This is a genomic window from Microbacterium sp. 77mftsu3.1 (genome assembly GCF_900100525.1).
GTDB classification, from domain to species: Bacteria; Actinomycetota; Actinomycetes; order Actinomycetales; family Microbacteriaceae; genus Microbacterium; species Microbacterium aquilitoris.
This window is the reverse complement of sequence record NZ_FNCR01000001.1, coordinates 373,114-399,839: the sequence shown is the minus strand read 5'-3', so window position 1 is coordinate 399,839 and position 26,726 is coordinate 373,114. Positions and strand designations below refer to the sequence as shown.

The 26,726-nt window shown below is 70.6% G+C and carries 23 protein-coding genes and 1 tRNA gene; 17 read left to right on the top strand and 7 right to left on the bottom strand.

Going from position 1 to position 26,726, the window contains the following annotated elements:
* Positions 1–11 precede the first annotated feature (11 nt).
* The 3 genes from BLR68_RS02135 (at position 12) to BLR68_RS02125 (ending at position 2,598) form a co-directional block, all read left to right on the top strand.
* A complete protein-coding gene (locus tag BLR68_RS02135) occupies positions 12–623 on the top strand; it encodes a hypothetical protein (RefSeq protein ID WP_018188380.1) in 612 nt (203 codons plus the stop codon).
* A 67-nt stretch (positions 624–690) separates the two neighbouring features.
* Positions 691–1,530, top strand: coding sequence for a 16S rRNA (adenine(1518)-N(6)/adenine(1519)-N(6))-dimethyltransferase RsmA (rsmA, locus tag BLR68_RS02130; protein WP_018188379.1), 840 nt, complete (start codon positions 691–693; stop codon positions 1,528–1,530).
* 153 nt (positions 1,531–1,683) lie between these two features.
* The gene (locus tag BLR68_RS02125; protein ID WP_018188378.1) at positions 1,684–2,598 is read left to right on the top strand and encodes a phosphodiesterase; all 915 of its coding nucleotides are present in this window, start codon (positions 1,684–1,686) and stop codon (positions 2,596–2,598) included.
* Here BLR68_RS02125 and BLR68_RS02120 read toward each other — a convergent pair.
* The gene (locus BLR68_RS02120; protein WP_018188377.1) at positions 2,558–4,126 is read right to left on the bottom strand and encodes a stealth conserved region 3 domain-containing protein; all 1,569 of its coding nucleotides are present in this window, start codon (positions 4,124–4,126) and stop codon (positions 2,558–2,560) included. The two genes, BLR68_RS02125 and BLR68_RS02120, sit on opposite strands and share 41 nt — an antisense overlap.
* Positions 4,127–4,219: 93 nt before the next feature.
* Between BLR68_RS02120 and mgrA the strand changes: the two genes are divergently transcribed.
* The 5 genes from mgrA to BLR68_RS02095 are packed head-to-tail and all read left to right on the top strand — an operon-like array spanning position 4,220 to position 9,697.
* The gene (mgrA, locus tag BLR68_RS02115) at positions 4,220–5,293 is read left to right on the top strand and encodes an L-glyceraldehyde 3-phosphate reductase (protein ID WP_018188376.1); all 1,074 of its coding nucleotides are present in this window, start codon (positions 4,220–4,222) and stop codon (positions 5,291–5,293) included.
* On the top strand, positions 5,290–6,216 hold the full coding sequence (locus BLR68_RS02110; RefSeq protein WP_018188375.1) for a 4-(cytidine 5'-diphospho)-2-C-methyl-D-erythritol kinase: 927 nt from the start codon (positions 5,290–5,292) through the stop codon (positions 6,214–6,216). Before mgrA ends, BLR68_RS02110 begins: the two co-directional genes overlap by 4 nt.
* Before the next feature lie 37 nt (positions 6,217–6,253).
* On the top strand, positions 6,254–7,564 hold the full coding sequence (locus BLR68_RS02105; protein ID WP_018188374.1) for a GNAT family N-acetyltransferase: 1,311 nt from the start codon (positions 6,254–6,256) through the stop codon (positions 7,562–7,564).
* 2 nt (positions 7,565–7,566) lie between these two features.
* Positions 7,567–7,878: a hypothetical protein gene (locus tag BLR68_RS02100; RefSeq protein ID WP_018188373.1), complete on the top strand. Its 312-nt coding sequence runs from the start codon at positions 7,567–7,569 to the stop codon at positions 7,876–7,878.
* Positions 7,879–7,888: 10 nt separating this feature from the next.
* A complete protein-coding gene (locus tag BLR68_RS02095; RefSeq protein WP_018188372.1) occupies positions 7,889–9,697 on the top strand; it encodes an ABC-F family ATP-binding cassette domain-containing protein in 1,809 nt (602 codons plus the stop codon).
* Here BLR68_RS02095 and BLR68_RS02090 read toward each other — a convergent pair whose 3' ends face one another.
* Both BLR68_RS02090 and BLR68_RS02085 read right to left on the bottom strand, forming a co-directional pair.
* The gene (locus BLR68_RS02090) at positions 9,698–10,522 is read right to left on the bottom strand and encodes a pseudouridine synthase (RefSeq protein WP_018188371.1); all 825 of its coding nucleotides are present in this window, start codon (positions 10,520–10,522) and stop codon (positions 9,698–9,700) included.
* 103 nt (positions 10,523–10,625) lie between these two features.
* Entirely contained in the window at positions 10,626–11,123 is a 498-nt protein-coding gene (locus tag BLR68_RS02085; protein ID WP_018188370.1) for a MarR family winged helix-turn-helix transcriptional regulator, read from the bottom strand.
* A gap of 86 nt (positions 11,124–11,209) precedes the next feature.
* On the opposite strand from BLR68_RS02085, the gene BLR68_RS02080 reads away from it, so the two are divergent.
* The 7 genes from BLR68_RS02080 to BLR68_RS02050 all read left to right on the top strand — a co-directional run bounded on the left by BLR68_RS02080 (position 11,210) and on the right by BLR68_RS02050 (position 20,515).
* On the top strand, positions 11,210–14,833 hold the full coding sequence (locus BLR68_RS02080; protein ID WP_018188368.1) for a glycosyl hydrolase 53 family protein: 3,624 nt from the start codon (positions 11,210–11,212) through the stop codon (positions 14,831–14,833).
* Positions 14,834–14,902: 69 nt separating this feature from the next.
* Positions 14,903–14,974, top strand: a tRNA-Gln gene (locus BLR68_RS02075).
* A 1-nt stretch (position 14,975) separates the two neighbouring features.
* Complete coding sequence (glmU, locus tag BLR68_RS02070; protein WP_018188367.1) at positions 14,976–16,448, top strand: bifunctional UDP-N-acetylglucosamine diphosphorylase/glucosamine-1-phosphate N-acetyltransferase GlmU; 1,473 nt, start codon at positions 14,976–14,978, stop codon at positions 16,446–16,448.
* Positions 16,420–17,457: a ribose-phosphate diphosphokinase gene (locus tag BLR68_RS02065; protein ID WP_018188366.1), complete on the top strand. Its 1,038-nt coding sequence runs from the start codon at positions 16,420–16,422 to the stop codon at positions 17,455–17,457. The genes glmU and BLR68_RS02065 overlap by 29 nt, the downstream gene beginning before the upstream one ends.
* Positions 17,458–17,622: 165 nt before the next feature.
* Positions 17,623–18,102, top strand: a complete 480-nt coding sequence (locus BLR68_RS02060) for an FMN-binding protein (protein ID WP_018188365.1) — start codon at positions 17,623–17,625, stop codon at positions 18,100–18,102.
* On the top strand, positions 18,099–18,965 hold the full coding sequence (locus tag BLR68_RS02055; protein WP_018188364.1) for an FAD:protein FMN transferase: 867 nt from the start codon (positions 18,099–18,101) through the stop codon (positions 18,963–18,965). The genes BLR68_RS02060 and BLR68_RS02055 overlap by 4 nt, the downstream gene beginning before the upstream one ends.
* Positions 18,962–20,515, top strand: coding sequence for an FAD-dependent oxidoreductase (locus tag BLR68_RS02050; protein ID WP_018188363.1), 1,554 nt, complete (start codon positions 18,962–18,964; stop codon positions 20,513–20,515). The genes BLR68_RS02055 and BLR68_RS02050 overlap by 4 nt, the downstream gene beginning before the upstream one ends.
* A 102-nt stretch (positions 20,516–20,617) precedes the next feature.
* Here the strand turns inward: BLR68_RS02050 and BLR68_RS02045 are convergent, their stop codons facing one another.
* From BLR68_RS02045 to gndA, 4 genes are all read right to left on the bottom strand, one after another.
* The gene (locus BLR68_RS02045; RefSeq protein ID WP_018188362.1) at positions 20,618–22,102 is read right to left on the bottom strand and encodes a sensor histidine kinase; all 1,485 of its coding nucleotides are present in this window, start codon (positions 22,100–22,102) and stop codon (positions 20,618–20,620) included.
* The gene (locus BLR68_RS02040) at positions 22,099–22,824 is read right to left on the bottom strand and encodes a response regulator transcription factor (protein ID WP_018188361.1); all 726 of its coding nucleotides are present in this window, start codon (positions 22,822–22,824) and stop codon (positions 22,099–22,101) included. The genes BLR68_RS02045 and BLR68_RS02040 overlap by 4 nt, the downstream gene beginning before the upstream one ends.
* Before the next feature lie 49 nt (positions 22,825–22,873).
* On the bottom strand, positions 22,874–23,272 hold the full coding sequence (locus BLR68_RS02035) for a VanZ family protein (protein ID WP_081626473.1): 399 nt from the start codon (positions 23,270–23,272) through the stop codon (positions 22,874–22,876).
* Between the two features lie 80 nt (positions 23,273–23,352).
* Positions 23,353–24,942, bottom strand: a complete 1,590-nt coding sequence (gene gndA / locus BLR68_RS02030; protein WP_018188359.1) for an NADP-dependent phosphogluconate dehydrogenase — start codon at positions 24,940–24,942, stop codon at positions 23,353–23,355.
* 487 nt (positions 24,943–25,429) lie between these two features.
* On the opposite strand from gndA, the gene BLR68_RS02025 reads away from it, so the two are divergent.
* Both BLR68_RS02025 and pth read left to right on the top strand, forming a co-directional pair.
* Positions 25,430–26,059 carry a 50S ribosomal protein L25/general stress protein Ctc gene (locus BLR68_RS02025; protein ID WP_018188357.1) on the top strand — a complete coding sequence of 210 codons (630 nt, stop codon included), beginning with the start codon at positions 25,430–25,432 and terminating at the stop codon, positions 26,057–26,059.
* A gap of 66 nt (positions 26,060–26,125) precedes the next feature.
* Positions 26,126–26,710 carry an aminoacyl-tRNA hydrolase gene (gene pth / locus BLR68_RS02020; protein ID WP_018188356.1) on the top strand — a complete coding sequence of 195 codons (585 nt, stop codon included), beginning with the start codon at positions 26,126–26,128 and terminating at the stop codon, positions 26,708–26,710.
* The last annotated feature ends 16 nt before the right edge of the window (positions 26,711–26,726 follow it).

Sequence of the window (26,726 nt, the reverse complement as noted above, 5' to 3'; positions counted from 1 at the left end):
GGGTGAGCCGCATGCCTCGTCGCCTGCTGTTCGCCCTGCCCGCGGCCCTCGTGGCGATCGGACTTTCGGGGTGCGGCGCGGCGGCTGCGGCGACGCCCGCCGAGATCGCCGAACGGGTCTCGCACCTCGGTGTCGACCCCGCGCTCGTGGTGACGACGACGATCGAGGGATACGACCTGGCGCCGCAGTCCGTGAACGAGACGGACGAGGGCGGCATGACCGCGACGTGGGCGAAGCCCGGCACGGGCGACATGATCACCGTGCGCACCGATCCGGGGGAGATGGATGCCGCCGGCTGCGCCGCTCAGCAGTTGTGGGGCGGCGGCGAGGCCACCTGCATTCAGGAGGGCGCGACGTGGCACCGGTCGGCCGGGGGGATCGACGAGTTCGCCGTCGTCCAGGAGGGCCGAACGGTGGTGATTGTCGGCGGCGACGGCCTCGGCGCACCTCGGGATGATCTGGAAGAGGCCGCCGCGGGCCTGCGGGCTCCGACCGTCGCGGAGGTCGATCGGATGTTCGCCGAGGTGCAACGACGCCATGATCGCGGCGGACCCGTCGAGCGCGGCGACATTCCGGAGGACGGGGACGGCGCTCCCGTCGACCCGGGCGGCGAGGGCGGCTGAGCCGCCGATCATCAGGAAGCGCGGACGGCGGCGGGGTCCGGGGAGCCCGGCAACTAGGCTGGAACCCATGCCCGTCACCCTCCTCGGAGCCGCCGAGATCCGCGCCCTCGCCGCCGACCTCGACGTCACCCCCACCAAGAAGCTCGGGCAGAACTTCGTCGTCGACGCCAACACGGTCCGCAAGATCGTCACGGCCGCGCGCGTGACCTCGGCCGACCGCGTCGTCGAGGTGGGGCCGGGTCTCGGCTCGCTGACCCTCGCCATCCTCGAGACCGGCGCCCCGGTCACCGCCGTCGAGATCGACCACCGCCTCGCCGAGCGCCTGCCCGCCACCGCCGCGGCGCACGGCGTCCCCGACGGCGCGCTGATCGTCGTCGCGCAGGATGCCCTTCGCGTGAGCGAGCTCCCGGGCGACCCCGACGTCCTCGTCGCGAACCTGCCGTACAACGTCAGCGTTCCGGTGCTCCTGCACTTCATGGAGCACTTCCCGACCATCCAGCGCGGCGTCGTCATGGTGCAGGCCGAGGTCGGCGAACGCCTCGCGGCCCCGTCCGGTTCGAAGGTCTACGGCGCCCCGAGCGTCAAGGCCGCCTGGTACGGCACCTGGCGCCTCGCCGGCACCGTCTCCCGTCAGGTCTTCTGGCCGGTCCCCAACGTCGACAGCGTCCTCGTGGGCTTCGAACGGGATGCCGCGGCTCGCGGCACCGAGGAGGAGCGCCTCCGCACCTTCGCGATCGTCGACGCGGCGTTCCAGCAGCGGCGGAAGATGCTCCGCCAGGCCCTGTCCGCCGTCCTCGGCGGGTCGTCCGCCGCGGCCAGCGAGGTGCTCGAACGCGCCGGCGTGGCGCCCACCGCGCGTGGAGAGGAACTCACGATCGAGGACTTCGTCCGCATCGCCCGCGCCTGAGCCCTCGGCATCCGTCATCTCCTCTCGAAGCGACACCCACACCCGTTCTCGTAGACTTCGCGCGTCATTCACCCCGTGTTCCCGAAACATGCCGGTAACATTTCAGAGCACGGCGGGGGCACCCGAGCTCTCGCACTGACGGAAGAAGTGACCATGCGCCGCGCCGAGCATCCGGCCGCCGAACGGATCCTGCTCCACCTGAGTGACACGCATCTGCGTGGCCCGGGACCTCGCCTGTTCGAGAGCGTCGACGGGGAGGCATCGCTGACCGCCGCGCTCGACGCCATCGAAACCAGTGGCATCGCTCCCGACGCGATCGTCTTCACGGGGGACCTCGTCGATCTCGGCGAGGCCGCTGCGTACGACGCGATCCGCGCCCTCGTCGAGCCGTTCGCCGAGCGGCTCGACGCACGGCTCTTGTGGGTCATGGGCAACCACGACGACCGCGGCGCCTTCCGCGAGCACCTGCTCGATCAGACGCCCGCCGATCCGACGGCACCCTACGACCGGGTCGACGAGCTCGACGGGCTCCGCATCGTCACCCTCGACACGAGCGTGCCCGGGCACCACCACGGCGAGCTCTGCGACGCCCAGCTCGCGTGGCTGCGCGGCGTGCTCGCGACGCCGGCGCCGCTCGGCACGGTCCTCGCGATGCACCACCCGCCGGTCCCGAGCGTCCTCCCGCTCGCGGCGAGCGTCGAGCTGCGCGACCAGAACCGGCTGGCGGACGTCCTGCGCGGCACGGACGTCCGCGCGATCATCGCCGGGCACCTGCACTACTCGACGTTCGCGACGTTCGCGGGGATCCCCGTGTCCGTCGCGTCGTCGACCTGCTACGCGCAGGATCTGACCGTCCCCGTCGGCGGTTCGCGTCCGCAGGACGGCGCGCAGGCGTACAACCTCGTGCACGTCTACGACGACACGGTCGTCCACTCGGTCGTGCCGATCGACGTGCCGCGGCCGCTGGAGTACATCGACCCCGCCGAGGCTCAGCGACGCCTGCGCGAGGCGGGCGTCACCGGCTCCGTCACGCGTGCAGCTCGACCGGGCGTGCCGGCGCTGCACTGACCGCAGGGTCCTCCCAGGGCGCGCGGACCGGGAAGAGCCGCTCGAGCAGACCCGTCACCGCGCGCACGCGCACCGCTTCGGGCACCTCGAGGTCGCCGCCGTCGTTGAGGCAGAACATGTCCACGTCTCCACGCTCGGCGAGGCGCTCCATCCGCCGCAGCGACGCGGCCTGCGTCGTCTGGAAGTACCGCACACGCGGCGCGGTCGACGCGATCGCACGCCCCGTGAACTGCGCGTAGTAGTGGTACAGGCAGTTGGTCACCGACACGTCGGTCGCGGAGCGGAAGCGGGATGCCGCGGTGCGCCGGATCTCTTCGGGGAACTCCCGCTCGAGCTCGAACATCACCGAGCGGCGCAGCGGTGCCGCGCAGTGCTCCAGGTCGCGGACGATCGTGCGTCCGAAACGCTCCTTGAGGAGTTCGCGGTTGAGGCGCAGCGCGTTGTCGTGACCGCTCCGTGCGACGCGGCGGGGCCCGGTGCCGATGCGGACGTCGCACTCGACGAACGACGAGACGCCAGCGGGGGAGAAGAACAGCTCGGGCGACAGCGGGCGGCCGAAGAACATGTCGTCGTTCGAGTACAGGAAGTGCTCCGACAGCCCTTCGATGCGGTGCAGCTGCGCCTCGACGGCGTGCGAGTTGTGCGTGGGGAGCACCGAGGTGTCCTCGAAGAACTCCTCGCTCCGGACGATCGTCACCTTCGGGTGGTCGAGCAGCCACGCGGGGGCGGGGGAGTCGGTCGCGATGAAGATGCGTCGCACCCACGGCGCGTACATGTGGACGCTGCGCAGGGCGTACCGCAGCTCGTCGACGTGGCGGTACCGGGCGGGCCCGTCGTCGCCGTCGCCGACGACGTACTCCGACAGCTGGGCCGCGCGCTGGCGCTGGAACTCGGACGACGATCCGTCGACCCAGGAGAAGACCATGTCGATCTCGTGGGTGACCTCGCCCGGGTGAGGGTCGAACATCCCGTGCAGCGTCTGCCACGTGCGGCCGTAGCGCTCGACGGTCACCGGCTCGACGTCCTCCGCCGCGAAGGCGCGCCGGGTGAGGTCGTTGGCGTGCGGAGCCTCGACGAGCTCCTCGCCGAAGCGCCAGAACTCGACCCGAACGCCGTGGCCGGCGCCGTAGCGCAGCTCGCCGGCGATGCGCGGACGGAACACGCGCAGCGACGACGGGCCCGACGCGCGCAGCCGCAGCTCGCCGAAGGGCACGGGCGTGCCGCCCTTGGCCTTCGCGTACAGCGGTTCGGTGACGGCCTGGTCCGTCAGCGCCGCGAGGGCGCGGTCGCGGTGAGCGAGGTCGACGACGAGACCGGGGACGGCGCGGGAGTGACGGATGAGGAGGTGTGGGATGCCGGCATCCGACAACGCATCGGCGATCAGCAGCAGGTCGTCGATGCGAGCCTGTTCGGGAGTGGTGTCGTCATGGCGCAGATGAAGCATGCCTCCGACGAGGACGATGTCCTCGCGTTCGAGGAGTGCGGTCCAGGAACCACCCTCGGACGGCAGTGCAGTCAGTCGCGCCATATGTTCTCCTTGTTGTGCATATTCGGTCGAGCAAGAGTAAGTGGCGGTCGTTTCGCCGACGTTTCGGGTGTCCGGCATCGCTAGCCTGGGGTGATGACCGATTACGCGGACCGTTTCCCCTCGTCGCGCAATGGCGACACCCACCGCCCCTATCAGGCGGCGTCCTCCCGCTACGATGCGGGGGCCTTCCGCCAGGTCGGCTCGAGCGGCCTGTATCTGCCGGCGATCTCGCTGGGACTCTGGTGGAACTTCGGGGACAACATCCCCTTTGACAACCAGCGTACTCTGCTCCGGCACGCCTTCGACCGGGGCGTCACCCACTTCGACCTCGCGAACAACTACGGCCCGCCGTTCGGCTCGGCCGAGACGAACTTCGGCCGCATGATGCGCGAGGACTTCGCACCGTACCGCGACGAGCTGATCATCTCCTCCAAGGCCGGCTACGACATGTGGCCCGGCCCCTACGGCAACTACGGTTCGCGGAAGTACCTCATCGCCAGCGCCGAGCAGTCGCTGACGCGCATGAGCGTCGACTACGTCGACATCTTCTACTCGCACCGCGCCGACCCCGTGACGCCGATCGAGGAGACCATCGGCGCCCTCGACACCCTGGTCCGCCAGGGCAAGGCCCTCTACGTCGGCATCTCCTCGTACAGTGCGGAGCGCACCGAAGAGGCCGTCGCCGTGGCCAAGAGCCTCGGCACGCCGCTCGTCATCCACCAGCCCTCGTACTCGATCCTCAACCGCTGGGTCGAGGACGGCCTGACGGACTCGCTCAAGACGGCCGGCATGGGCGCCATCGCGTTCACTCCGCTCGCGCAGGGCCTGCTCACCGACAAGTACCTCGGCGACGGCCGCGCCGAACGCGCCCAGAGCCGCTTCTCGCTGCCCGACGGTCAGCTGAATCAGAAGGCACTCGACACGTTGCGGTCGCTCAACGACATCGCTCAGCAGCGCGGCCAGACCCTCGCGCAGATGGCCATCCAGTGGGTCCTGCGCGATGAGGTGGTGACCTCTGCGCTCATCGGCGCCTCGCGCCCCGAGCAGCTCGACCAGAACCTCGCCGCCGTCGACGGTGCGCCGTTCGACGACGACGAGCTCGCCCGCATCGACGAACTGTCGGGCGCGATCGACGTCGACCTGTGGGCCGATTCGGCCAACGCGTGAGTCTGTCCCTCGACACGTCCCGGCGCGTGCACGTGCGCGCGCCGGGCAAACTCAACCTCTTCTTCGAGGTGGGCCCCGTCGGCGACGACGGCTATCACGACGTCGCCTCCGTCTACCAGGCGGTCTCGCTGTTCGAGGACGTCTGGGCGTCGCATGCCGACGTCACGAGTCTCTCCGTGAGCGGCGACGTCGACGTATCGGGCGTCCCGCTCGACGAGTCGAACCTCGCGCTCCGCGCGGCGCGCCTCGTGACGGACGCCGTCGGGTGGGAGGGCGGCATCCGTCTCGAGATCCACAAGGGCGTGCCGGTCGCCGGCGGCATGGGAGGCGGGTCGGCCGATGCCGCCGCTGCTCTTGTCGCGGTGAACGAGCTCGTCGACGGGGGGCTCAGCTCGACCGAACTGCACGCGCTGGGCGCTCAGCTCGGCGCGGACGTCCCGTTCGCCCTGCTCGGCGGCACCGCGGTCGGGACGGGGCGCGGCGACGAGCTCGCCCCCGCCCTGGGGCGCGGGTTCTTCGCGTGGGTGCTGGTGGCCGACGGCGGCGGACTTTCGACGCCCGAGGTCTACGGGACGCTCGATCGCCTCCGCTCCGAGGCCGACATCGCCCCCGACCGTGCCCTGCCGTCGGTCGACCCCGCGGTCCTCCGAGCGCTGCGCTCAGGGGATGCCGCGGCGCTGGGAACCGCGATCCGCAACGATCTGCAGCTCGCCGCCGTCCACCTGCGACCCGACCTCGCCGTCCTCCTGGACGAGGGGCTCGACGCCGGTGCGCTGGGCGGGCTGGTGTCGGGTTCCGGGCCGACCACGGCCTTCCTCGCCGCGGACTCGGAGCACGCGAAGCGGATCGCCGAGCAGCTCGCGGCGCGAGGCCACGAGGTCCACGCGGTGACGGGTCCCGTCGCCGGCGCGCGCGTGGTCTGACCTCGCCCGTGTCGGCACGTCCCCCTAGCCTGGGGGGATGAGCTCCCTCGATGACCAGTTCCACTCGGCCGCTCTCGACGACGACCTGACCGCCACCTTGGACGCGCGCGGCCTCCGCGCAGCGCGCGTCGGTGACGACGATCAGGAGGGCACCCATCGCTGGCAGGATGCCGTGGCCCGCGGCTTCCTGGGCGGGGAGCCCACCGAGGCCCAGTACACCGAGTCCTTCGCCCGCAACGGTTACCGCCGCAAGATCGGCGTGTACGACGCCGCCGGCGTGCAGACCGACGTCCCCGTCGCGACCTTCGCGTCGTGGGGGACCGAGCTCACCCTGCCCGGCGGGTCGGCCGTTCCGATGTGCGCCGTCAGCGCGGTGACCGTCGCGCCCACGCACCGCCGTCGCGGCATCCTGAGCGCCCTCATGCGCGGCGAACTGCGCACCGCGGTCTCGCTCGGGTTCCCGATCGCGGGCCTCACCGTCAGCGAGTCCGGAATCTACGGCCGTTTCGGCTTCGCCCCCGCGGTCACCGCCACGTCGTGGGAGATCTCCACGCGCCGCACCGGATGGATCGGCCCGGTCGCCCCGGGGCGCATCGACTACATCACGCGCGAGCAGGGTCGGGATGCCGCGACCGACCTGTACGAGCGGATCCGTCTGTCCACCCCGGGCGAGATCACCATGCCCGGCGGGCACTGGGACCGCACGTTCGGGACGCGCGCCGACGCCGAGAAGGCCGACAAGCTGCGCGTCGTCCAGTACCGCTCGCCGGCGGGCGAGGTCGAAGGCGTCGCCGTCTACAGCATCACCGAGGATGACGACGACTGGGCTGCCTCGATCGCCACGGTGTCGCGAGTGGTGGCAGGGACGGATGCCGCCTACGCCGGCCTGTGGCGCTTCCTGCTGACCCTCGACCTGGTCGGCACCGTCCGGGCCAGCGAACTGTCGGTCGACGAGCCGCTCTGGTGGATGATCGACAACAAGCGAGCCGCGCGGATCACGAGCCGGGACCACCACTATCTCCGCGTGCTCGACGTCCCGGCGACGCTGGCCGCCCGCAGCTACGACGTCGAGGACGTCATCGCCCTGGAGGTGACCGATGCGCTCGGCATCGCCGACGGCACCTTCGTCCTGACGGCCGGCGAGACGCCCGGCGTCGACGTCGTCGATGACCCGCCCCTCGGGGTCCCGCTCGTGCGTCTCGGTGTCGAAGAGCTCTCGGCGATGCTCCTCGGCGCCGTGTCCCCGGTGACTCTCGCTCGCGCGGGACGCGTCGAGACCGACGACCCGCATCGCGTCGCACGGGTCTTTGCGGCGACGACGCCGCCGCGGCTGAGCTTCTGGTACTGACCGTGGACACGCTCGCATGGGCGGGTGTCCTCGTCGGCGGCCTCCTGCTGCTCTGGTCCCTGTGGGCGACGCTCCGCGCCAATGCGGGCAGCCGCATCCCTCTGATGCGGAATGCGGACGTCGTCCCACCCGGGTCGATCGTGACGCGCGTCCTCGGCGTCGTCGTGTATGTGTTCTCGACGTTGAGCCTCGCGGGTCGTTCGGGTCTCTGGTCGGCCGTCATCATCCTCGCGGGCGCTCTGGTCGGTCTCGTGGCGATCCTCGTGCACAACCGTCGGGCGGCGTACGCCGAGCGGTCAGGCGGCGCCGCGTAGCCTGGAGGTGATGGCACATCTTCTCGGGGCCGAGGCCCTGCACCTGGAATACCCGACCAAAGTGGTCTTCGACGGCGTCTCACTCGGCGTCGACGAGGGCGACCGCATCGGAATCGTCGGCCGCAACGGCGACGGCAAGTCGAGCCTCATGGCGATGCTCGCCGGTCGCCGCGACCCCGACTCCGGACGCGTCACCGTGCGCGGCGGCGTGACCATCGGCGTCCTCGAGCAGAGCGACGTCCTTCCCGACGACCTCACGGTGGGACGCGCCGTCGTCGGCGACGGCCCCGAGCACGAGTGGGCGCGGGACGCGCGCGTGCGCGACGTCATCGCGGGTCTCCTGTCGGACCTCGACTGGGATGCCGCCATCGGCACGCTCTCGGGTGGCCAGCGCCGCCGGGTGGCGCTCGCCCAGCTGCTCACGGGGGACTGGGACGTCCTCGCCCTCGATGAGCCCACCAACCACCTCGACGTCGAGGGGATCGCCTGGCTCGCCGAGCACCTGAAGCGCCGCTGGTCGCCGTCATCGGGTGCCCTGATGGTGGTGACCCACGACCGGTGGTTCCTCGACGAGGTGTGCACCAAGACGTGGGAGGTCCACGACCGCATCGTCGAGCCCTTCGACGGCGGCTACGCGGCGTATATCCTCCAGCGGGTCGAGCGCGACCGCCAGGCCGCCACGATCGAGGCGCGGCGGCAGAACCTCGCCCGCAAGGAGCTCGCGTGGCTGCGGCGAGGTGCCCCCGCGCGGTCGACCAAGCCGAAGTTCCGGATCGACGCGGCGAACGAGCTCATCGCCGACGTCCCCGAGATCCGTGACCGGGTCTCGCTGCAGTCCCTCGCCGTGGCGCGTCTCGGCAAGGACGTCGTCGACCTCCTCGATGCGGGTGTCGCCTACGACGGCCGTGAGATCCTCAGGGACGTCGAGTGGCGCATCGCGCCGGGGGAGCGCACTGGCATCCTCGGTGTCAACGGCGCCGGCAAGTCGACGCTCCTCGGCCTCGTCTCGGGCACGGTCCTGCCGACGAGCGGACGGGTCAAGCACGGCAAGACCGTGAAGGTCGCGACCCTCACGCAGCGGATGGACGAGCTCGACCCGCACCTGAACGAGCCGGTGCGCGTCGTCGTCTCGCGCCTGCGGACGACCTACACGTTCGGTGCCGGCTCGAAGGCGCAGGAGCTCACCCCCGGGCAGCTCCTCGAGCGGATGGGGTTCGCCTCGGCGCAGCTCTCCACACCCGTGAAGGACCTCTCCGGCGGTCAGAAGCGACGCCTGCAGCTGCTGCTCATCCTCCTCGACCAGCCGAACGTCCTGATCCTCGACGAGCCGACGAACGACCTCGACACCGACATGCTCGCCGCCATCGAGGACCTCCTCGACTCCTGGGCGGGCACCCTCATCGTCGTGTCCCACGACCGCTACTTCATGGAGCGCGTCACCGATCAGCAGTACGCCGTCATGGGCGGCGGTCTCCGCCACCTCCCCGGAGGGATCGAGGAGTACCTGCGCCTGCGCGCCAGCCAGCCGCAGGCGACGGGTGCGGCGACTCCCGGCGGTCAGAAGGCGGATGCCGCGGCACCGACGGCATCCGCTCTGTCGGGCGCTGATCGTCGCACGGCGGAGAAGGAGGTCACGAGCCTCGAGCGTCGCATCAAGAAGCTGTCGGACCAGATCGCGAAGGCCCGGGCGGCCCTCGCCGACCACGACCAGGGCGATTACGTCGGTCTCGGCGAGAAGATGCAGCACATCGCGGCCATGGAGACCGAGGTCGCCGAGGCGGAGGACCGCTGGTTCGAGCTCAGCGAAGAGCTGGGCTGATCAGACGCGGTCGGCCTCGCGCAGCGCGAGGCCGGTGGTGAACTCGCGCTGTTCGCCGCTGAGCGGATCGACGAACCGCAGTTCGCGGGCCAGGAGCTGCAGCGGGCGCTCGGGATCGTCCGGCGCCTCGTCCAGCAGGTCCGGGTAGAACCGGTCGCCCAGGATGCCGAGCCCGATCCCGGCGAGGTGGGAGCGCAGCTGATGCATGCGTCCCGTGCGCGGGTGCAGCCGGAGGTGAGCCGCCGTCTCGCCGACGCGGATCGCCTCCACGAGCGTCTCGGCGTTCGGTTCGCGGTCCTCGTGGACGATCGCGCGGAGGCTTCCGCGTGTACTCGTGAGGTGCGAGCGGACGACGAGGGGGAGCGGCGGCATCCCGCTGCCCGGGATCGTCGTCACCGCTTCGTAGACCTTCTCGACGGCGCGGTCGGCGAAGAGCGTCTGGTACGCGCCGCGGGTCGCGGGGCGGACCGAGAACATGACGAGACCGGCGGTTGCGCGGTCGAGTCGGTGGATGGGCGTCAGGTCGGGGTTGTCGAACCGTTGCCGTAGTCGCACGAGGGCGGAGTTCATGAGGAACCCGCCGCCCGGGGTCGTCGGGAGGAAGTGCGGCTTGTCCACGACCAGCAGGTCGTCATCGAGGTGACGGACCGCGACGTCGTAAGGGATGGCGGGCTCGTCGGGCGGCTCGCGGTAGTACCAGACGAAGTCCTCGGCTCCCAGCGGCGTCTTGCGCGAGAGCCGCGTGCCGTCGAACGCGACCACTTCACCGCGATCGAACCGGCCGAGGAGGACCTCCGGGTCGATGTGCGAGAACCGTCCCGTCACGTATTCCGCGATCGTGGCCCATGGTCCCGTCCGGGGTACTCGGAGCCGGGTGGGACCCACCCCGTCGCGGACGGGGAGCGGAGCGCGCATCGCCATCGCGGACTCAGGCGTCGAAGCCGAGGCTGAGTTTGCGCAGGAGCCCTGCGAGGCGTTCGCGGTCGGCGCGCGAGAGCTGGCCCAGCAGCTCCGCTTCGGCATCGACGAGTCGTGTGATCGCGGCATCCACCCGGTTTCGTCCCTCGTCGGTGAGGGTGACGAGCACGCCGCGGCCGTCACCGGGATCGGCGGCGCGGACGACGAGGCCGCGCTCCACGAGCCGGTCGATGCGGTTCGTCATCGTGCCGCTCGAGACGAGGGTCTGCTGGAGCAGCTGCTTCGGGCTCAGCCGGTACGGCTCGCCGGCGCGGCGCAGTGCGGAGAGCACATCCCACTCCCACGACTCCAGGTCGCTGCGGTGGAACGCGTCGCGGCGGGCACGGTCGAGATGGCGCGACAGCCGGTCTACGCGCGAGAGGACCTCGAGGGGGGAGAAGTCGAGATCGGGTCGCTGCGCGACCCACGCGCTCACGATCCGGTCGACCTCGTCATGTTCGGGGACCATCTCCTCATCATCGCAGAGCGCCTGCTACTGTGACCGGTAACAGGCGGGCGACGACGTGACCGCCGAGATCGAAGAGGATCACCTCGATGCCTGCATCGCGCGCGCGGCGGACGACCGCCGCCACCGCCACGACCGCCCTCCTCCTCGGCATGCTGAGCGCCGGTGTGATCACCGCACCGGTCGCCTCGGCCGCCGAGGGACCCGTCGACGCGGGCATCGTCGTCCCGAAGGTCGACGGCCTGCCTGCCGACTTCATCAACGGCGTCGACGTCTCGTCCGTGCTCTCCCTCGAGGCCTCGGGCGTCGTGTTCCGGGACGACGCGGGCGAGCCCGCTGACCTGTTCGACGTCCTCGCCGACCACGACGTCACCGACGTCCGCGTCCGGGTGTGGAACGACCCGTTCGACGCCGACGGCAACGGGTACGGCGGCGGCGACGTCGATGTCGACCGTGCCGTCGAGATCGGTCGCCGTGCCACCGAGGCAGGGTTGCGGGTCCTCGTCGATTTCCACTATTCGGACTTCTGGGCGGACCCTGCGAAGCAGCAGGCTCCGAAGGCTTGGCGGGACCTCGGCGTCGACGAGAAGGCCGCACAGACGAGGGACTACACCGCCGACGCCCTCGAGGAGTTCGCCGACGCCGGCGTCGATGTGCACATGGTGCAGGTGGGCAACGAGACCAACAACGCCGTCGCGGGGGTCACCGGGTGGCCGGGGATGGCGAAGATCTTCTCGGCCGGGTCGGCCGCCGTCCGCGACGTGTATCCCGACGCCCTCGTCGCCGTGCACTTCACGAACCCCGAGACGGCGGGCCGGTACGCCGGGTACGCCGCCAACCTGAAGACGTACGGCGTCGATTACGACGTCTTCGCCTCGTCGTACTACCCGTTCTGGCACGGCAGCACGGCGAATCTGACCTCGGTCCTCCGGCAGGTGGCCGACACCTACGGCAAGAAGGTCATGGTCGCCGAGACGTCGTGGGCGCACACGCTCGACGACGCCGACGGCCACGGCAACGTCATCGACCTCCCCTCCGAGGCGACGCAGTACCCCGTCTCGGTGCAGGGTCAGGCGACCGCAGTGCGGAACGTCATCCAGGCAGTGGTGGACGTCGGTGACGCCGGCATCGGCGTCTTCTACTGGGAGCCGGCCTGGCTCCCCGTCGGTCCGCCCGACCGCCTCGCGCAGAACAAGGTCCTGTGGGAGCGGGACGGGTCGGGGTGGGCGTCGAGCTTCGCGGGGGAGTACGAACCCGAGGACGCCGGGCACTGGTACGGCGGATCCGCCTGGGACAACCAGGCGCTCTTCGCGGCCGACGGCACCCCGCTCGAATCCCTCAACGTGTTCTCCTACGCCCGGACCGGCGCCGTCGCCCCGCGCGAGGTCGTGGACGTCGAGGACCCGACCGTCTCGTTCACCGATGGGGACGACATCGTCCTCCCCGCCACGGTCGCCGTCACCTTCAACGACGGATCCGTCGACGACGAGACGGTCGAATGGTCGCGGGATGCCGAGTGGATCGGCGGGCCCGGCACGTACACGCTCGGCGGCACGACGTCGTCCGGCCATGCGACGACGGTGACCGTCGTCATCCGTCCCGTGAACGGACTGCGGAACCCGGGGTTCGAGGACGCGGACGTGTCGATGTGGCGCGTCACCGGTGAGGGACTGGCCCTGCGGGCCACCGACGATCCCCGCACGGGGGAGCGATCGGCGCACTTCTACTCCGGATCGGCCTACACCTACACGCTCCGTCAGACCGTGTCGGGGCTCCCGGCCGGTCGCTATTCCGCATCGGGGGCGCTGCAGGGCGACGGTGAGGGCAGCGACGGGAACGTCCGACTGACCGTCTCGTCCGGGGATGCGGCGGCCTCGGCCGACTTCGGGCTCGACGGCTGGCGTGCCTGGTCGACTCCCGTGACGGACGCCGTCACGGTCGCCGAGGGCGGCAGCGCGACCGTCGAGGTGGCGGCATCCCTCCCTGCCGGCGCCTGGGGCACGCTCGACGACCTCGTGCTCACCAGAGCGGCCGACGCGGTGGACACCGCGGGCCTGCGGGCGCTCGTGGACCGCGCGGACGACGTCGAACGCTCGGCCGCCACCACGGGATCGATCGAGACGCTCGACGAGGCCGTTCGGATCGCGCGTCTCGTCCTGTCGTCCTCCGCGCCGAGCGCTGATCGCGTCACCGCCGCCGAGGCCGCGCTGACGGCTGCCTTCGACGGCCTCGTGCTCGTTGGTGAGGCACCGGCACCGGTCGTGCTGCCGGTCGCCGTGACGGTCGGCGAAGGCGAGCCGGTGAGACTGCCCGCCTCCGTGACCGTCCGCGCGTGGGACGGGGCGGTCCGCACCGCACCCGCGACCTGGTCGGACGCGGTCTCGTGGATCACCGGCCCCGGCGAGTATCAGGTGAGAGGCCGCGCCGCCGGCACGGACGTGACCGCGGCCGTCACCGTGACGGCGGCCGCCTGGGTGCGCGACGGGGGCTTCGAATCCTCGGACGCGTCGCCGTGGACCGTGACCGGCACCGGCGCCACGATCGGCGCGACGACGGATGCCTCAGCCGGCGCGCGTGCGGTGTCGTTCTGGTCCGGGTCCGCGTACCGCTTCGCCGTGACGCAGCGCATCGCGGGTGTCACGCCCGGCACGTATGCCGTCTCTGCGACCGCGCAGGGAGACGGTGAGCAGGGAGACGGAGAAGGGAACGGCGCCCTCACGGTGACCGCGACGACCGGCGGTCGCACCGTCGATGCTCCCGTCCCGCTGGAGGGCTGGCAGCAGTTCCGCACCGGCACGACTCCGGCCGTCACGGTCGGGGCCGACGGGATCCTCACGGTCGGCGTCGCCGCCGACCTGCCCGCCGAGGCGTGGGGCACCGTCGATCAGATCCGGGTCGTCCGCACCGGCGAGCGCGTCTCGACCGGCGAGCTCGCCGCCGGGATCGCCGACCTCGAGGCTCTCGACACCGCCCCCTACGCCGCGTGGTCGTCGGCGCGGATCCCGGCGGCCGTCGAGAAGGCCCGCATCGTCGTGGCCGCCGCCTGGCCCACCGCGGCCGAGGTGGATCGTGCCCGGGCTCTCCTCGTCGACGTCCGCGCCGGCCTTGTCCGGACGGACGCCGACACCGCGACGGCGCGACCCGGGACGGCGACCCTGTCGAACGACAACGGGTACGATACGGGGCTCAAGGACGGCGACTACACGCTCACCATGAACCTGTGGTGGGGCGAGAACGCCTCGTCGGTGCGGTTCTACGAGAACGGCCGGCTCCTGGACACCGTGCCCCTTGCGTACCGGGGCACGTGGGCGCAGACCGCCCGAGTCCCGGTCACGGGCCGCGCGGACGGCACCTACCGCTACACCGCGGTGCTGGCGAACACCCGCGGTGAGACCCGCACCGCCGAGATGACGGTCGTGGTGGATGCCGCGGCCCCCGGCATCCCCGTCCTCAGCCACGACAACGACGACGGCGACGGCACCTTCACGGTCACCGCCAACCTGTGGTGGGGCACGAACGCGACCTCCTACCGGGTCTTCGAGGACGGCCGCGTCGTCGCGGAGGGCGACCTCGCGGCGCGCACGCCGAAGGCGCAGCAGGCGACCTATGCGGCATCCGGCGTCAGCCGCGGATCGCACGCGTACAGGGTGGAGTTCCGCAACGCCGCCGGAACGAGCACGAGCACGCCGCTCACGGTGACGGTGCGTCGCTGACGCGCCCGGAGGGACGGCGGCCGCATGGCAGACTTGTCAGGCGGCCGCCGGACCCCCGGTCGGCTGCGGTCCGCCGTGGTGTAATGGCAGCACGACAGCCTTTGGAGCTGTGAGGTCTAGGTTCGAATCCTGGCGGCGGAGCATGACCGACAACCTCGATCCGCGCCTCGCCGTCGTCATCCTCGCCGCCGGCCAGGGCACGCGGATGAAGTCCTCCCTCCCCAAGGTGCTGCACCGCATCGGGGGGCGCCCGCTCGTCGGCCACGTGCTCGACACCGCCCGCGACCTCGCTCCCGCGCACGTCGTCGTCGTCGTCCGCCACGAGCGCGACCTGGTCGCCGACGCCGTGATCGGCGTCGCGCCCGAGGTGGTCGTCGTCGACCAGGACGAGATCCCCGGCACCGGCCGCGCGGTCGAGGTGGCCCTCGACGCGCTCGGCGACTTCGACGGCGACGTCCTCGTCCTGAGCGGCGACTGCCCGCTCGCCGACGTCGACACGCTCGGCGCGTTCGTCGCCGAACACCGCGCCGTCCGCGCGGGGGCGACGCTCATGACCGCCGTCGTCGACGACCCGACCGGGTACGGCCGCATCATCCGCGAGAGCGACGGCAGCGTCGCCCGCATCGTCGAGCAGAAGGATGCCTCGCCCGACGAGGCCGCCGTCGCCGAGGTCAATGCGGGCATGTACGTCTTCGCCGCTGCAGCGCTCCGCCAGCACCTGCCCCACGTCGGCACCGACAATGCGCAGCAGGAGAAGTACCTCACCGACATCGTCGCGCTCCTGCGTCGCGCGGACGGGCGGGTCGCGGCATCCGTCGCGAAGGACGTCACCGTCACGTACGGCGTCAACGATCGCGTGCAGCTGTCCGAGGTGGGACGCCTCCTCAACGCCCGCACGGTCCGCCGGTGGCAGCTCGAAGGGGTCACGGTCATCGACCCGGCGACCACCTGGATCGATGTGACCGCGACCCTCGCGCCCGACGTCACCGTCCTGCCAAACACCCACATCCTCCGCTCCACGAGCGTGTCGGAGGGTGCGACGATCGGGCCCGACACGAGCCTCGTGGACTGCGAGATCGGCGCGCGAGCAACCGTGACCCGCACCGACGCGACGCTCGCGGTCATCGGCGCGGGAGCCACCGTGGGTCCCTTCGCCTACGTCCGCCCGGGCACCGAGCTCGGCGAACGCGGCAAGATCGGCACCTTCGTCGAGACGAAGAACTCCACGATCGGCGAGGGCAGCAAGGTCCCGCATCTGTCGTACGTCGGCGACACGACGATCGGCCGCAACGTGAACCTGGGCGCCGGGGCGATCACCGCGAACTACGACGACATCTCGAAGCACCGCACCGAGATCGCCGACGAAGTCCACGCCGGCTCGCACAACGTGTTCGTCGCGCCCGTTAGGATCGGTGAGGGCGCGAAGACGGGTGCAGGAGCCGTGATCCGCAAGGATGTCCCGGCCGGCGCCCTCGCCCTCAGCATCGCCCCCCAGCGGAACATCGCCGGGTGGGTCGAGAACAATCGACCGGGAACGGGAGCGGCAGAAGCCGCCGCTCGTGTCCGGTCCGCACAGGAAGCTGGCGATGGGTCGCAAGAAGCAGCACACGGTTGACCTCGACACCGAGCGCGGAATCGCGCCGGGACTGGTGGCCAAGACCAAGAAGCGTCTCGTCGTCGCGTCGGGACGCTCGCACGAGGAGCTGTCGACCGAAGTCGCCGCAGCCCTCGGCACCCAGTTGGTGCCCACGGAGCACCGCACCTTCGCCTCCGGCGAGATCCTGACCCGTTTCGAGGTCTCGATCCGCGGGTGCGATTTCTTCCTCATCCAGAGCTTCGGTCCGCCGGTCAACGAGTGGCTCATGGAGACGCTCATCATGCTGGATGCCGCCAAGCGGGCATCCGCGAAGCGCATCACCGTCGTCGCGCCGTACTTCCCGTACTCCCGGCAGGACAAGAAGGGCCGCGGGCGCGAGCCGATCAGTGCGCGCCTGGTGGCGGATCTGTTCAAGACCGCGGGCGCTGACCGGGTCATGAGCGTCGACCTGCACGCCGCGCAGATCCAGGGCTTCTTCGACGGTCCCGTCGACCACCTGTTCGCCAAGCCCGTCCTCCTCGAGTACTTCGAGAAGACCCTCTCTACCGAGGACCGCGCGAAGCTCACCGTCGTGTCGCCCGACACCGGACGCGTCCGCGTCGCCGACACCTGGTCCGACAGCCTCGGCGCGCCCCTGGCCATCATCCATAAGCGTCGCGACCCGAACGTCGCGAACCAGATCACGGTCAACGAGATCGTCGGTCAGGTCGAGGGCCGCGTGTGCCTGCTCGTCGACGACATGATCGACACCGGCGGCACCATCGTGAAGGCCGCGCAGGCCCTCAAGGCCAACGGCGCGGAGCGTGTCATCGTGGCCGCGACGCACGCGATCTTCAGCGACCCCGCCGTGGAGCGCCTGCAGGACCCCTCCATCGATGAGGTCGTCGTCACCGACACGGTCCCGCTGCCCGTCGAGAAGCGGTTCCCCGCTCTCACGATCCTTCCGATCGCGCCGCTGCTGGCCCGCGCGATCCGCGAGGTGTTCGAGGACGGGTCCGTCACCAGCATGTTCGACGGCGCAGCCTGAATCTTCCTCATCCGTCGGCCGTCCGGTAGCGTCTCGTTCACCGGGCGGCCGTCGTTGTCAGCCGATGCATAGGCTTCTGCAAGCATCGCCATGTCCGGGATCGGTTTCCTGGAGTCATCGCCCTTCGCTCCAGACCGGGCGGGCACGACCCGAGGAGGACCACTCATGATCCGCACCACAGCCGTACCCCGACCGCTCCGCGTCGGCGCAGCCGCCGCATCCGTCGCAGGCCTCGCTCTGCTCGCCGGATGCGCGGGCCAGACCACGTCCACCGCCGATTCCGGCACCGCCTCTCAGAATCCGGCCGCCTCGGCCGACGCCGGCAGCGGTTCGTCGACCGGGTCCACCAGCTTCAAGGACGGCACCTACACGGCTGACGGCACCTATCAGACCCCCGAGACCATCGAGAAGATCTCGGTCACCCTGACGGTCGCGTCCGACGTGGTGACCGACGTCGAGGTCACCGGTGAGCCGCAAGCTCAGGAATCCAAGAGGTACCAGGGCGAGTTCATCGGGGGCATCAAGGATGTCGCCGTCGGCAAGAAGCTCGCCGACCTTACGGTCGACAAGGTCGGCGGCTCGTCGCTCACCAGCGGCGGGTTCAACGCGGCGGTCAAGGAGATCCGGACCGAAGCCGCGTCATGATCCCGACCGCGCCCCTCGCCCATTCCTGGGCGTTCGAGGCGATCGGGACGCTCTGGCGCATCGACGCCGCTTCCCCTCTCGACGATGGCGTCCGTGATGAGATCACGGACGCCATCGGCGCGTTCGACCGCGACTGGTCGCGCTTCCGTGCCGACTCGCTCGTGACGCGGTTGTCGCAGACGGGAGGAGGGGTACCGGCGCCCGCTGACGCGGCCGCCATGCTCGACGCCTACGACGCCCTCGACGCCGCCACCTCCGGTGCGGTGAACCCCCTCGTGGGGGAGAGCCTCGCCCGCCGCGGATACGACGCGACCTACTCGCTCGTCGACCGTGGAGCCGTGGCGGCTCCGCCCGACTGGCGGCGATCGGTGACGTGGTCGGACGGCACCCTGCGCCTCGCCGAACCCGCCCTGCTCGACGTCGGCGCGCTCGGCAAGGGCCGGCTCGCCGACCTCGTCCTGACGCGGGTGCCCGCCGGCGCTGCGGTCGTCGATGCGGGCGGCGACATCGCGATCCGAGGCACGACCCAGCGGATCGCCCTCGAGCACCCGTACGACGCCTCCGTGGCGATCGGGGTCTGGTCGGTGACGGATGCCGCCCTCTGCGCCTCCGCCGTCAACAGACGCGCGTGGGGCGAGGGTCTCCATCACGTCCTCGACGCCCGCACCGGCCAGCCGGTGCGGCAATACGCGGCCACCTGGGCCGTGGCGCACGATGCGATGACGGCGGATGCCGCCGCCACCGCGCTGTTCTTCGACGGCGGCCCCCAGCTGGCCGCTGAATGGGGAGTCGGGTGGGTGCGGATGCGCACCGACGGCTCCGTCGAGTGGTCCCCCCAATGCGAAGCGGAGTTGTTCTCGTGATCTCGTCTCTCAGTGCCACCTGGAATCGTCTCCTCGGCGTCCTCGGCCGGCTGTCGATGTACCGCCTGGTCCTCCTCGCGCTGTCCGCGCTGGCCGTCATCGCGCTGGTGCTCTCGTTCACCGGCGCCGTGTCGGTCGACCCCCTCGCGCTCATCGTGTCGGTCGCCGTCCTCGCGGTGTCGATCGCGGCCGTCGACGCGATCGCCCAGCGGATCGTCCGTCGGCCGTGGCGCATCGAGTCGGCCCTCATCACGGCACTCATCCTGGTGTTCGTCCTGCGGCCCTCGCTCGAGCCGCTGGCGTTGTTCGGCCTCGTGATCGCCGGCGCGATCGCGTCGCTGTCGAAGTACGTCATCGCCTGGCAGGGACGTCACATCCTCAACCCGGCCGCCGCCGGAGCGACCGCACTCACCATCGTCAGCATCTGGGCCCCCGACCTCGGTGCATCGGCCTGGTGGGTCGGGAGCCCCGCGCTTGTCGTACCGGTGCTGTTGCTGGGACTGGCGGTCCTGGTCCGCACCGAGAAGGTCCGCGTCGTGGGACTGTTCCTCGTGATTGCGATCGCGGTGGGGCTTGTCCGCACGATCGTGCAGGCGCAGGCCGCAGGCTTCGCCCTCGACCCGGGGATGACGTTCACGAGCCTCGTGCTGTCCTCGCCCTTCCTCTTCCTCGGCGCGTTCATGCTGTCCGAGCCCCTCACGCTGCCGCCGCGACGCTGGCAGCAGTTCACCGTCGCCGCGGTGGTCGGTGTGCTGGCGGGATGGCCGATCTCGCTGGGTGCCATCACGCTCGGTCAGGAGCGTGCGCTCCTCATCGGCAACCTGGTCGCCTTCGTCTTCGCGATGCGCACCGCTGTCCGGCTGACGATCGTGGAGCGGACGGCGGTGACGCCGAGCGTCCGCGAGTACAGCTTCCGGACCGAGCGTCCCGTTCGCTTCGCGCCGGGTCAGTACCTCGAGCTCGAAGTCCCGCACGCGCGTGCGGATTCCCGTGGCACGCGGCGGGAGTTCAGCATCCTCTCTTCACCTGCCGAACTGCCGCTCGTCAAGATCGCGATGCGCGAGGGATCCCAGTCGAGCTATAAGAAGGCGATCGCCACGGTGGAGCCCGGCGACGAGCTCGCGATCACGGGCATCTGGGGGGACTTCGTGCTTCCGCGCCGTACCGACGCGCCCGTCCTCATGGTCGCCGCCGGCATCGGCGTGACGCCGTTCGTGTCGCAGCTGCGGCACATCAGGCTCACGCAGGAGAGTCGTGACGTCGTGTTCGTCTACGTGGCGTCTGCGAGCGAGGAGCTCGCGTTCCGCGAGGACCTCGAGGCGGCCGGTATCCCGGTCATCGTGATCACCCGCGACGAGCCCGCTCACCTGCCCGTCGGGTGGACGTGGGGCGGCGGGGCACGACTCGACGCCGAGAGCCTCCTGCGCCTCGTGCCCGACATCGCCGGGCGTCATGCGTACGTGTCGGGTCCGCCCGCCCTCATCGCGACGCTGACCCCCGCACTCGAGCGGGCGAAGTCGATCACGACCGACGCGTTCAGCGGGTACTGAGCCCGCGGCGCGTGCGTGAGGTCCCACTCCGGCCGGGAAAGCCGTCTCGATTCCCGGCCGGAGTGGGACCTCACGTGTTGCTACCCCCCTGAGGGGCGGGGGCTACGCTGCCGACGAGTCGGCGGGGGAGTCGGGCCGGGCGGGGAGACGCACCTCGAAGGTCGTCGAACCGGGTTCGGATGCCACGACGATCCGCCCGCCGTGGCCGGTGACGATCGCCCGGGCGATCGAGAGACCGAGGCCCGTCCCGCCGGTCTGGCGGGCGCGCGATGAATCCGCGCGGCTGAAGCGCTCGAACAGGTCGTCGACGATCGAGGGGTCGATACCGGGACCGTCGTCGTGGATGCGCAGGACGGCCTCGCCGTCGCGGGTCTCCACCGTCGTCGTCACGCGGGTGCCCGCAGGGGTGTGCACGCGGGCGTTGGCCAGGAGGTTCGCGGCGACCTGGTGCAGGCGCCCCGTGTCACCGGCGACGATGACCGGTTCGTCCGCGACGTCCAGGACCCACTCGTGGTCGGTGCCCGCGACGCGGGCGTCCGAGACGGCCTCGACGGCGAGGCGGGTGAGATCGACGGCGCTGTAGACGAGCTCCGTCCCCTCGTCGAGGCGGGCGAGCAGCAGGAGGTCTTCGACGAGCGCCGTCATCCGGAGCGACTGCGCCTGGATGCGCTCGAGCGACTCCCGGGTGGTCTCGGCGACGATGCCGGGAGCCGCCGTCCCAGACGACTCGGCCTGACGGATGCCGCGCAGCGACAGCTCGGAGTATCCCCGGATCGAGGCGAGCGGTGTCCGGAGCTCGTGGCTCGCGTCCGCGACGAACGCCCGCATGCGCTCCTCGTTGCGCTGGCGTGCGGCGAGGGAGGTCTCGACGTGGTCGAGCAGCGTGTTGAGGGCGTGACCGACCTGGCCGACCTCGGTATGGGTGTCGGTGTCCTCGTCGGGGACGCGCTCGGAGATACGCACCGTCCCCTCCGAGAGGGGCATCGCCGCCACGCGGGAGGCGGTCGCGGCGACCGAACGGAGGGGGGCGAGGGCGCGACGGATGAGAAGCGCGATGATCGCGGCGAGGACGAGCAGCCCGCCGGTCGTGAGCAGCGCCACGGTCGTGACGATCCGTGCGCTCACGCTCGTGACTTCGGAGGTCGGCAGCCCGGTGGTCATGCTCGAATACGGTGCCGATTGGACGTGCAGGCGGTAGTCGCCGAGTCCCTCGACGTTCGCGTCCGCCCAGCCGGCTTCGTCGAGCGGGGTGCTGGCGATACGGCCGATGTTGAGGGTGCGGACGTCGCCCTCGTCGTCGACGTACGCCGCGCTCGGCCCGGCGATGTTGTTGACGATGAGCAGGGTGCCGCGCTCCTGCCGGCTGCGGCTGAGGATGGCCTCGGCGCGGCTGTTCAAGTCGATGACGAGCGAGTCCTGCGCGCGCGTCACCTTCGCGTCGAGGTTCTCGCGCAGGACGGATTCGAGGACCGTCCCGGTGCCGAGGCCGACGGTGATGAGGATGACCGAGACGAACGAGACGACGGCGGTGATCAGCCGTGCCTGCAGACTCCACCGGTGCCGACGGCGGCGGGGGCTGCTGCTCACTGGCTCGCTTTGATCATGTAGCCGACGCCGCGGACGGTGTGGATCAGAGGCTCCTTGCCCGCGTCGATCTTCTTGCGGAGGTAGGAGATGTACAGCTCGACGACGCTCGAGCGACCGCCGAAGTCGTAGTTCCAGACCCGGTCGAGGATCTGCGCCTTCGACAGGACGCGGCGCTGGTTGCGCATCAGGTAGCGCAGCAACTCGAACTCGGTGGCGGTGAGCTCGATCTCGTCGTCGCCGCGGAACACCTCGTGCGAGTCCTCGTTGAGGGTCAGGTCGCCGACGCGGAGGATCGGGTCGGCCGTGCCGGCGGATGCCCCGGCCCGCCGCATGAGGCCGCGCAGCCGCGCCACGACCTCTTCCAGGCTGAACGGCTTGGTGACGTAATCGTCACCGCCCGCCGTGAGGCCGGCGACGCGGTCGCTGACCGAGTCCTTCGCCGTCAGGAACAGGACGGGCACGTCGTCGCCGGCCTGGCGCAGGCGCTGCAGCACCGACATCCCGTCGAGGTCGGGCATCATGATGTCGAGCACCATCGCGTCCGGCGCGAACTCGCGCGCGGCGTTCAGCGCGTCGAACCCCGACCCGGCGGTGCGGACCTCCCACCCCTCCATGCGCAAGGCCATCGAGAGCAGATCGGTGAGCATCTGCTCGTCGTCGACGACGAGGACGCGCAGAGGGGAGCCGTCGGGGCGCTGGAGCAGGGGGGCAGGCATCGTCATGATTCCATTCTCATGACATATCTATGAGCGGGCTATGCCTTCGCTTCGGTCACGCTCGGGATTCCTCGTACCGACGCGGGTTCGGCGGTGAGAGAAGGAAGGCGAGCAGCAGCATGAGGCACATCCCGATGACCGACCCGAGGGTGTTCGCGATGATGTCGCGCACGTCCGCCACGCGCGCATCGAGCAGGAGAGCCTGGAGCGTCTCGATCGTCGCGCTCGCGAGCGCGCCGATGAGGGGAGCGGCCCACCAGCCGCGCACGCCGAACCACAGCACCGCGATCACCCCGAGCGGGACGAACATGGCCACGTTGGCACCGAACTCGACGCGGTCGAACGTGATCCACGCGGTCGACGGCCGCTCGGCGAACCACGCCAGGAGCCGGTTGAGACCCGAGGCGATGTCGGAGCCGTACGGCGCCGCGCGCAGCGTCATCCACGCGACCATCCAGGCGTAGAGGCCCGTGAGGATCGCGAGGACGACGCGCGCGGCGACGCGGTGGACCCGCAGCGCCGTATCGCTGCGGCTCAGTGGGTGTCCTCGGCCTCGACCTCGGTCCGGTCAGCCGACCACAGGGTGTGGAAGGTGCCGTCCTTGTCGATGCGCTTGTAGGTGTGCGCGCCGAAGAAGTCGCGCTGACCCTGGATGAGGGCGGCCGGCAGGCGGTCGGCGCGCAGGCCGTCGTAGTACGCCAGCGACGAGCTGAAGGCGGGAGCCGGGATGCCGGCGGCCGCCGACACGCGCACGATCTCGCGCCAGGCATCCTGGGTGCGGCCGAGCGCCTCGACGAAGTAGGGCGCCGTCAGCAGGACGGGGAGATCGGCCTGCTCGTCGTACGCGTCGGCGATGCGGTTGAGGAACTGGGCGCGGATGATGCAGCCGCCGCGCCAGATCTTGCTGACCGCTCCGAGGTCGATGTTCCAGCCGTACTGGGCGGCACCGGCGCGGATCTCGTCGAAGCCCTGGCTGTACGCGACGATCTTCGAGGCGTAGAGGGCGAGCCGGACCTGCTCGATGAAGGCGTCCGCGTCGGGGACGGTGAAGTCCTCGGAGGAGGGGCCGGGGAGCTCGCCGGCGACGTCGCGCTGCTCGCGGTGGCTCGACAGCGACCGGGCGAAGGTGGCCTCGGCGATGCCGGAGACGGGGACGCCGAGGTCGAGGGCGGTCTGCACCGTCCACGCGCCGGTGCCCTTGGCGCCGGCCTGGTCGACGATGACGTCGACGAGGGGCTTGCCGGTGGTGGCATCCGTCTGGCGGAGAACCTCGGCGGTGATCTCGATCAGGTAGGACTCGAGCTCGCCGCGGTTCCACTCCTCGAAGACGTCGGCGATCTCGGCGGGCGTCTTGCCGGTGCCGCGGCGGATGAGGTCGTACGCCTCGGCGATGAGCTGCATGTCGGCGTACTCGATGCCGTTGTGCACCATCTTCACGAAATGGCCGGCGCCGTCGTGGCCGATGTGGGTGACGCAGGGCTCGCCCTCGGCGACCGCGGCGATCGACTTCAGGATCGGGCCGAGCGTGACCCACGCCTCGTCGGGACCGCCGGGCATGAGGGACGGGCCGTTCAGCGCGCCCTCCTCGCCGCCCGAGACACCCATGCCGACGAAGTTGTAGCCCGCCTCGGAGACCGCCTTCTCGCGACGGATGGTGTCGGTGAACAGGCTGTTGCCGCCGTCGATGATGATGTCGCCGGGCTCGAACACACGCATGAGCTCGTCGATGACGGCATCGGTCGGCTTTCCGGCCTTGACCATGATGATCGCGGTGCGCGGCTTCTGCAGCGACGCGGCGAACTCCTCGTAGGTGAAAGCGGGGACGAACTCGGCCTCGGGGTGGGCCTCGATCAGCTCGTCGGTCTTCGAGCGCGAACGGTTGAAGACGGCGACCGTGTTGCCCTCGCGCGACGCGAGGTTGCGGGCGAGGTTGGAGCCCATGACCGCGAGACCGACGACGCCGATGTTGGCCTCACCGGAGTCGCTGCCCGTGGCGGACGCCTCGGGGTGCGTGGGACGGTCGACCTCTTCGGGCTGCGGAGCCCCTTCGTGCTGCTGAGTGGCTTCGTGAGGAGCCTGGTCCTGGTCGTTGGAGTGTCCGGTGGAAGAGGGGGACGACGACATGCGTAGCTCCAGGTCTGCGTGAGGTGTGAGCGGATCAGGGGTGGATGCCGGAACCGGCGAAGCCCCTCCCGGTCACTGTATCCGCTGGCCCGGAGGGGGAGTCTCGTGTGACGGGGTCAGTCCTTGTAGCTGCGGCCGAGGGAGAAGAAGGCGCCGACGACGCAGACGGCGGTCGCGGTGCTCAGAGCTCCGACGAACCAGAGCAGTGCGTGCGACATCCATCCGTAGTCCATGGGTTCCTCCGTGTTCCGGGCGTGGGGGACTGACGTTCCATCGTATCCACCGCGCTGGTAGACTCGGTTCGAACTTCGGCGAGGGATGCACGGCATCCGTGATCGACGCGGTGAAGCAGGCTTCGCGGCTTTCCTCACGCGCACGCGTTCGAGTCGAACCACAGACCATGTCTGGGCCGCATCGGCCCCGACGACAGACGAGGCCGTACCGGCCCCGATCGACTGGGCCGAGAAGGCCCGCAAGGAGAACACTCATGGTGACCGAGACCGACACCAAGGTCGTCGCTGAGCTGCGCGAGCAGTTCGGCAAGGGCTTCGCCCGTCGTCTGCGCGCTGCAGGCAAGATCCCCGCCGTCATCTACGGCCACGGCACGGACCCCGTCCACGTCGCGCTGCCCGGCCACCAGGTCGCGCTGCTCATCCGCCGCGCCAACGCGCTGCTCGAGCTCGAGATCGACGGCAAGCAGCAGCTCACGCTGGTCAAGGACGTCCAGAAGGACCCCGTGCACCAGATCATCGAGCACATCGACCTCCTCGTCGTGAAGAAGGGCGAGAAGATCGAGGTCGACATCCCCGTCTCGGTGACCGGCGAGCCGTTCCCCGGCACCATCGCGAACCTCGAGAACACCACGGTGACGCTCGAGGTCGAGGCCACCCACATCCCGCAGAACGTCGAGGTCTCGGTCGAGGGCCTCGAGGACGGCGCGCACATCACCGCCGCCGACCTGACGCTGCCCCGTGGTGCGGTTCTGGTGACCGACCCCGAGACGCTCATCGTCGGTGTCGCCCTGCCGCCGGCTCCGGTCGAGGACGAGGCGGAGGAGTCCCAGGAGGGTGCCGAGGCATCGTCCGACGAGGCCCCCGCCGAGGAATCCGCCGAGTAAGACATCACCGTTCGAAGCCCGTCGCCGCATCCGCTGCGACGGGCTTCGTCGTCGGAAGGACTCTCCATGGCCGACACCTGGCTGATCGTGGGACTCGGCAACCCGGGACCCCGCTACGAGGCGACCCGTCACAACGTCGGGCAGATGGTGATCGACGAGCTCGCGCGGCGACGCTCCGAGTCCCTGCGGTCGCACAAGGCGAACGCGCGGGTGGCCGAGACATGGCTGCGTCCGGGGGCGGCGAAGCTCGTGCTGGCCAAACCGAACTCGTTCATGAACGTCTCGGGCGGTCCGGTGTCGGCGCTCGCGGCGTTCTACTCCGTGCCCCCGGAGCGCGTCGTCGTCGTCCACGACGAGCTCGACATCCCGTTCGACTCGCTCAAGCTCAAGGTCGGCGGCGGGCACGGCGGCCACAACGGCGTCCGGGACGTCGCGAAGGCGCTCGGCACCCCCGACTTCCCGCGCGTCCGCGTCGGCATCGGTCGCCCGCCCGGTCGTCAGGATCCGGCGGACTGGGTGCTCGACCCGTTCGGTGCCGTCGAGCGGCCCAACCTCCCCATCGCCATCGGGGATGCGGCGGATGCCGTCGAGCAACTCGTCGATGAAGGCCTGCTCGCCGCGCAGCAGCGGCACCACGCACCGCGCGCCTGAGTCGCCTCGACCGCGG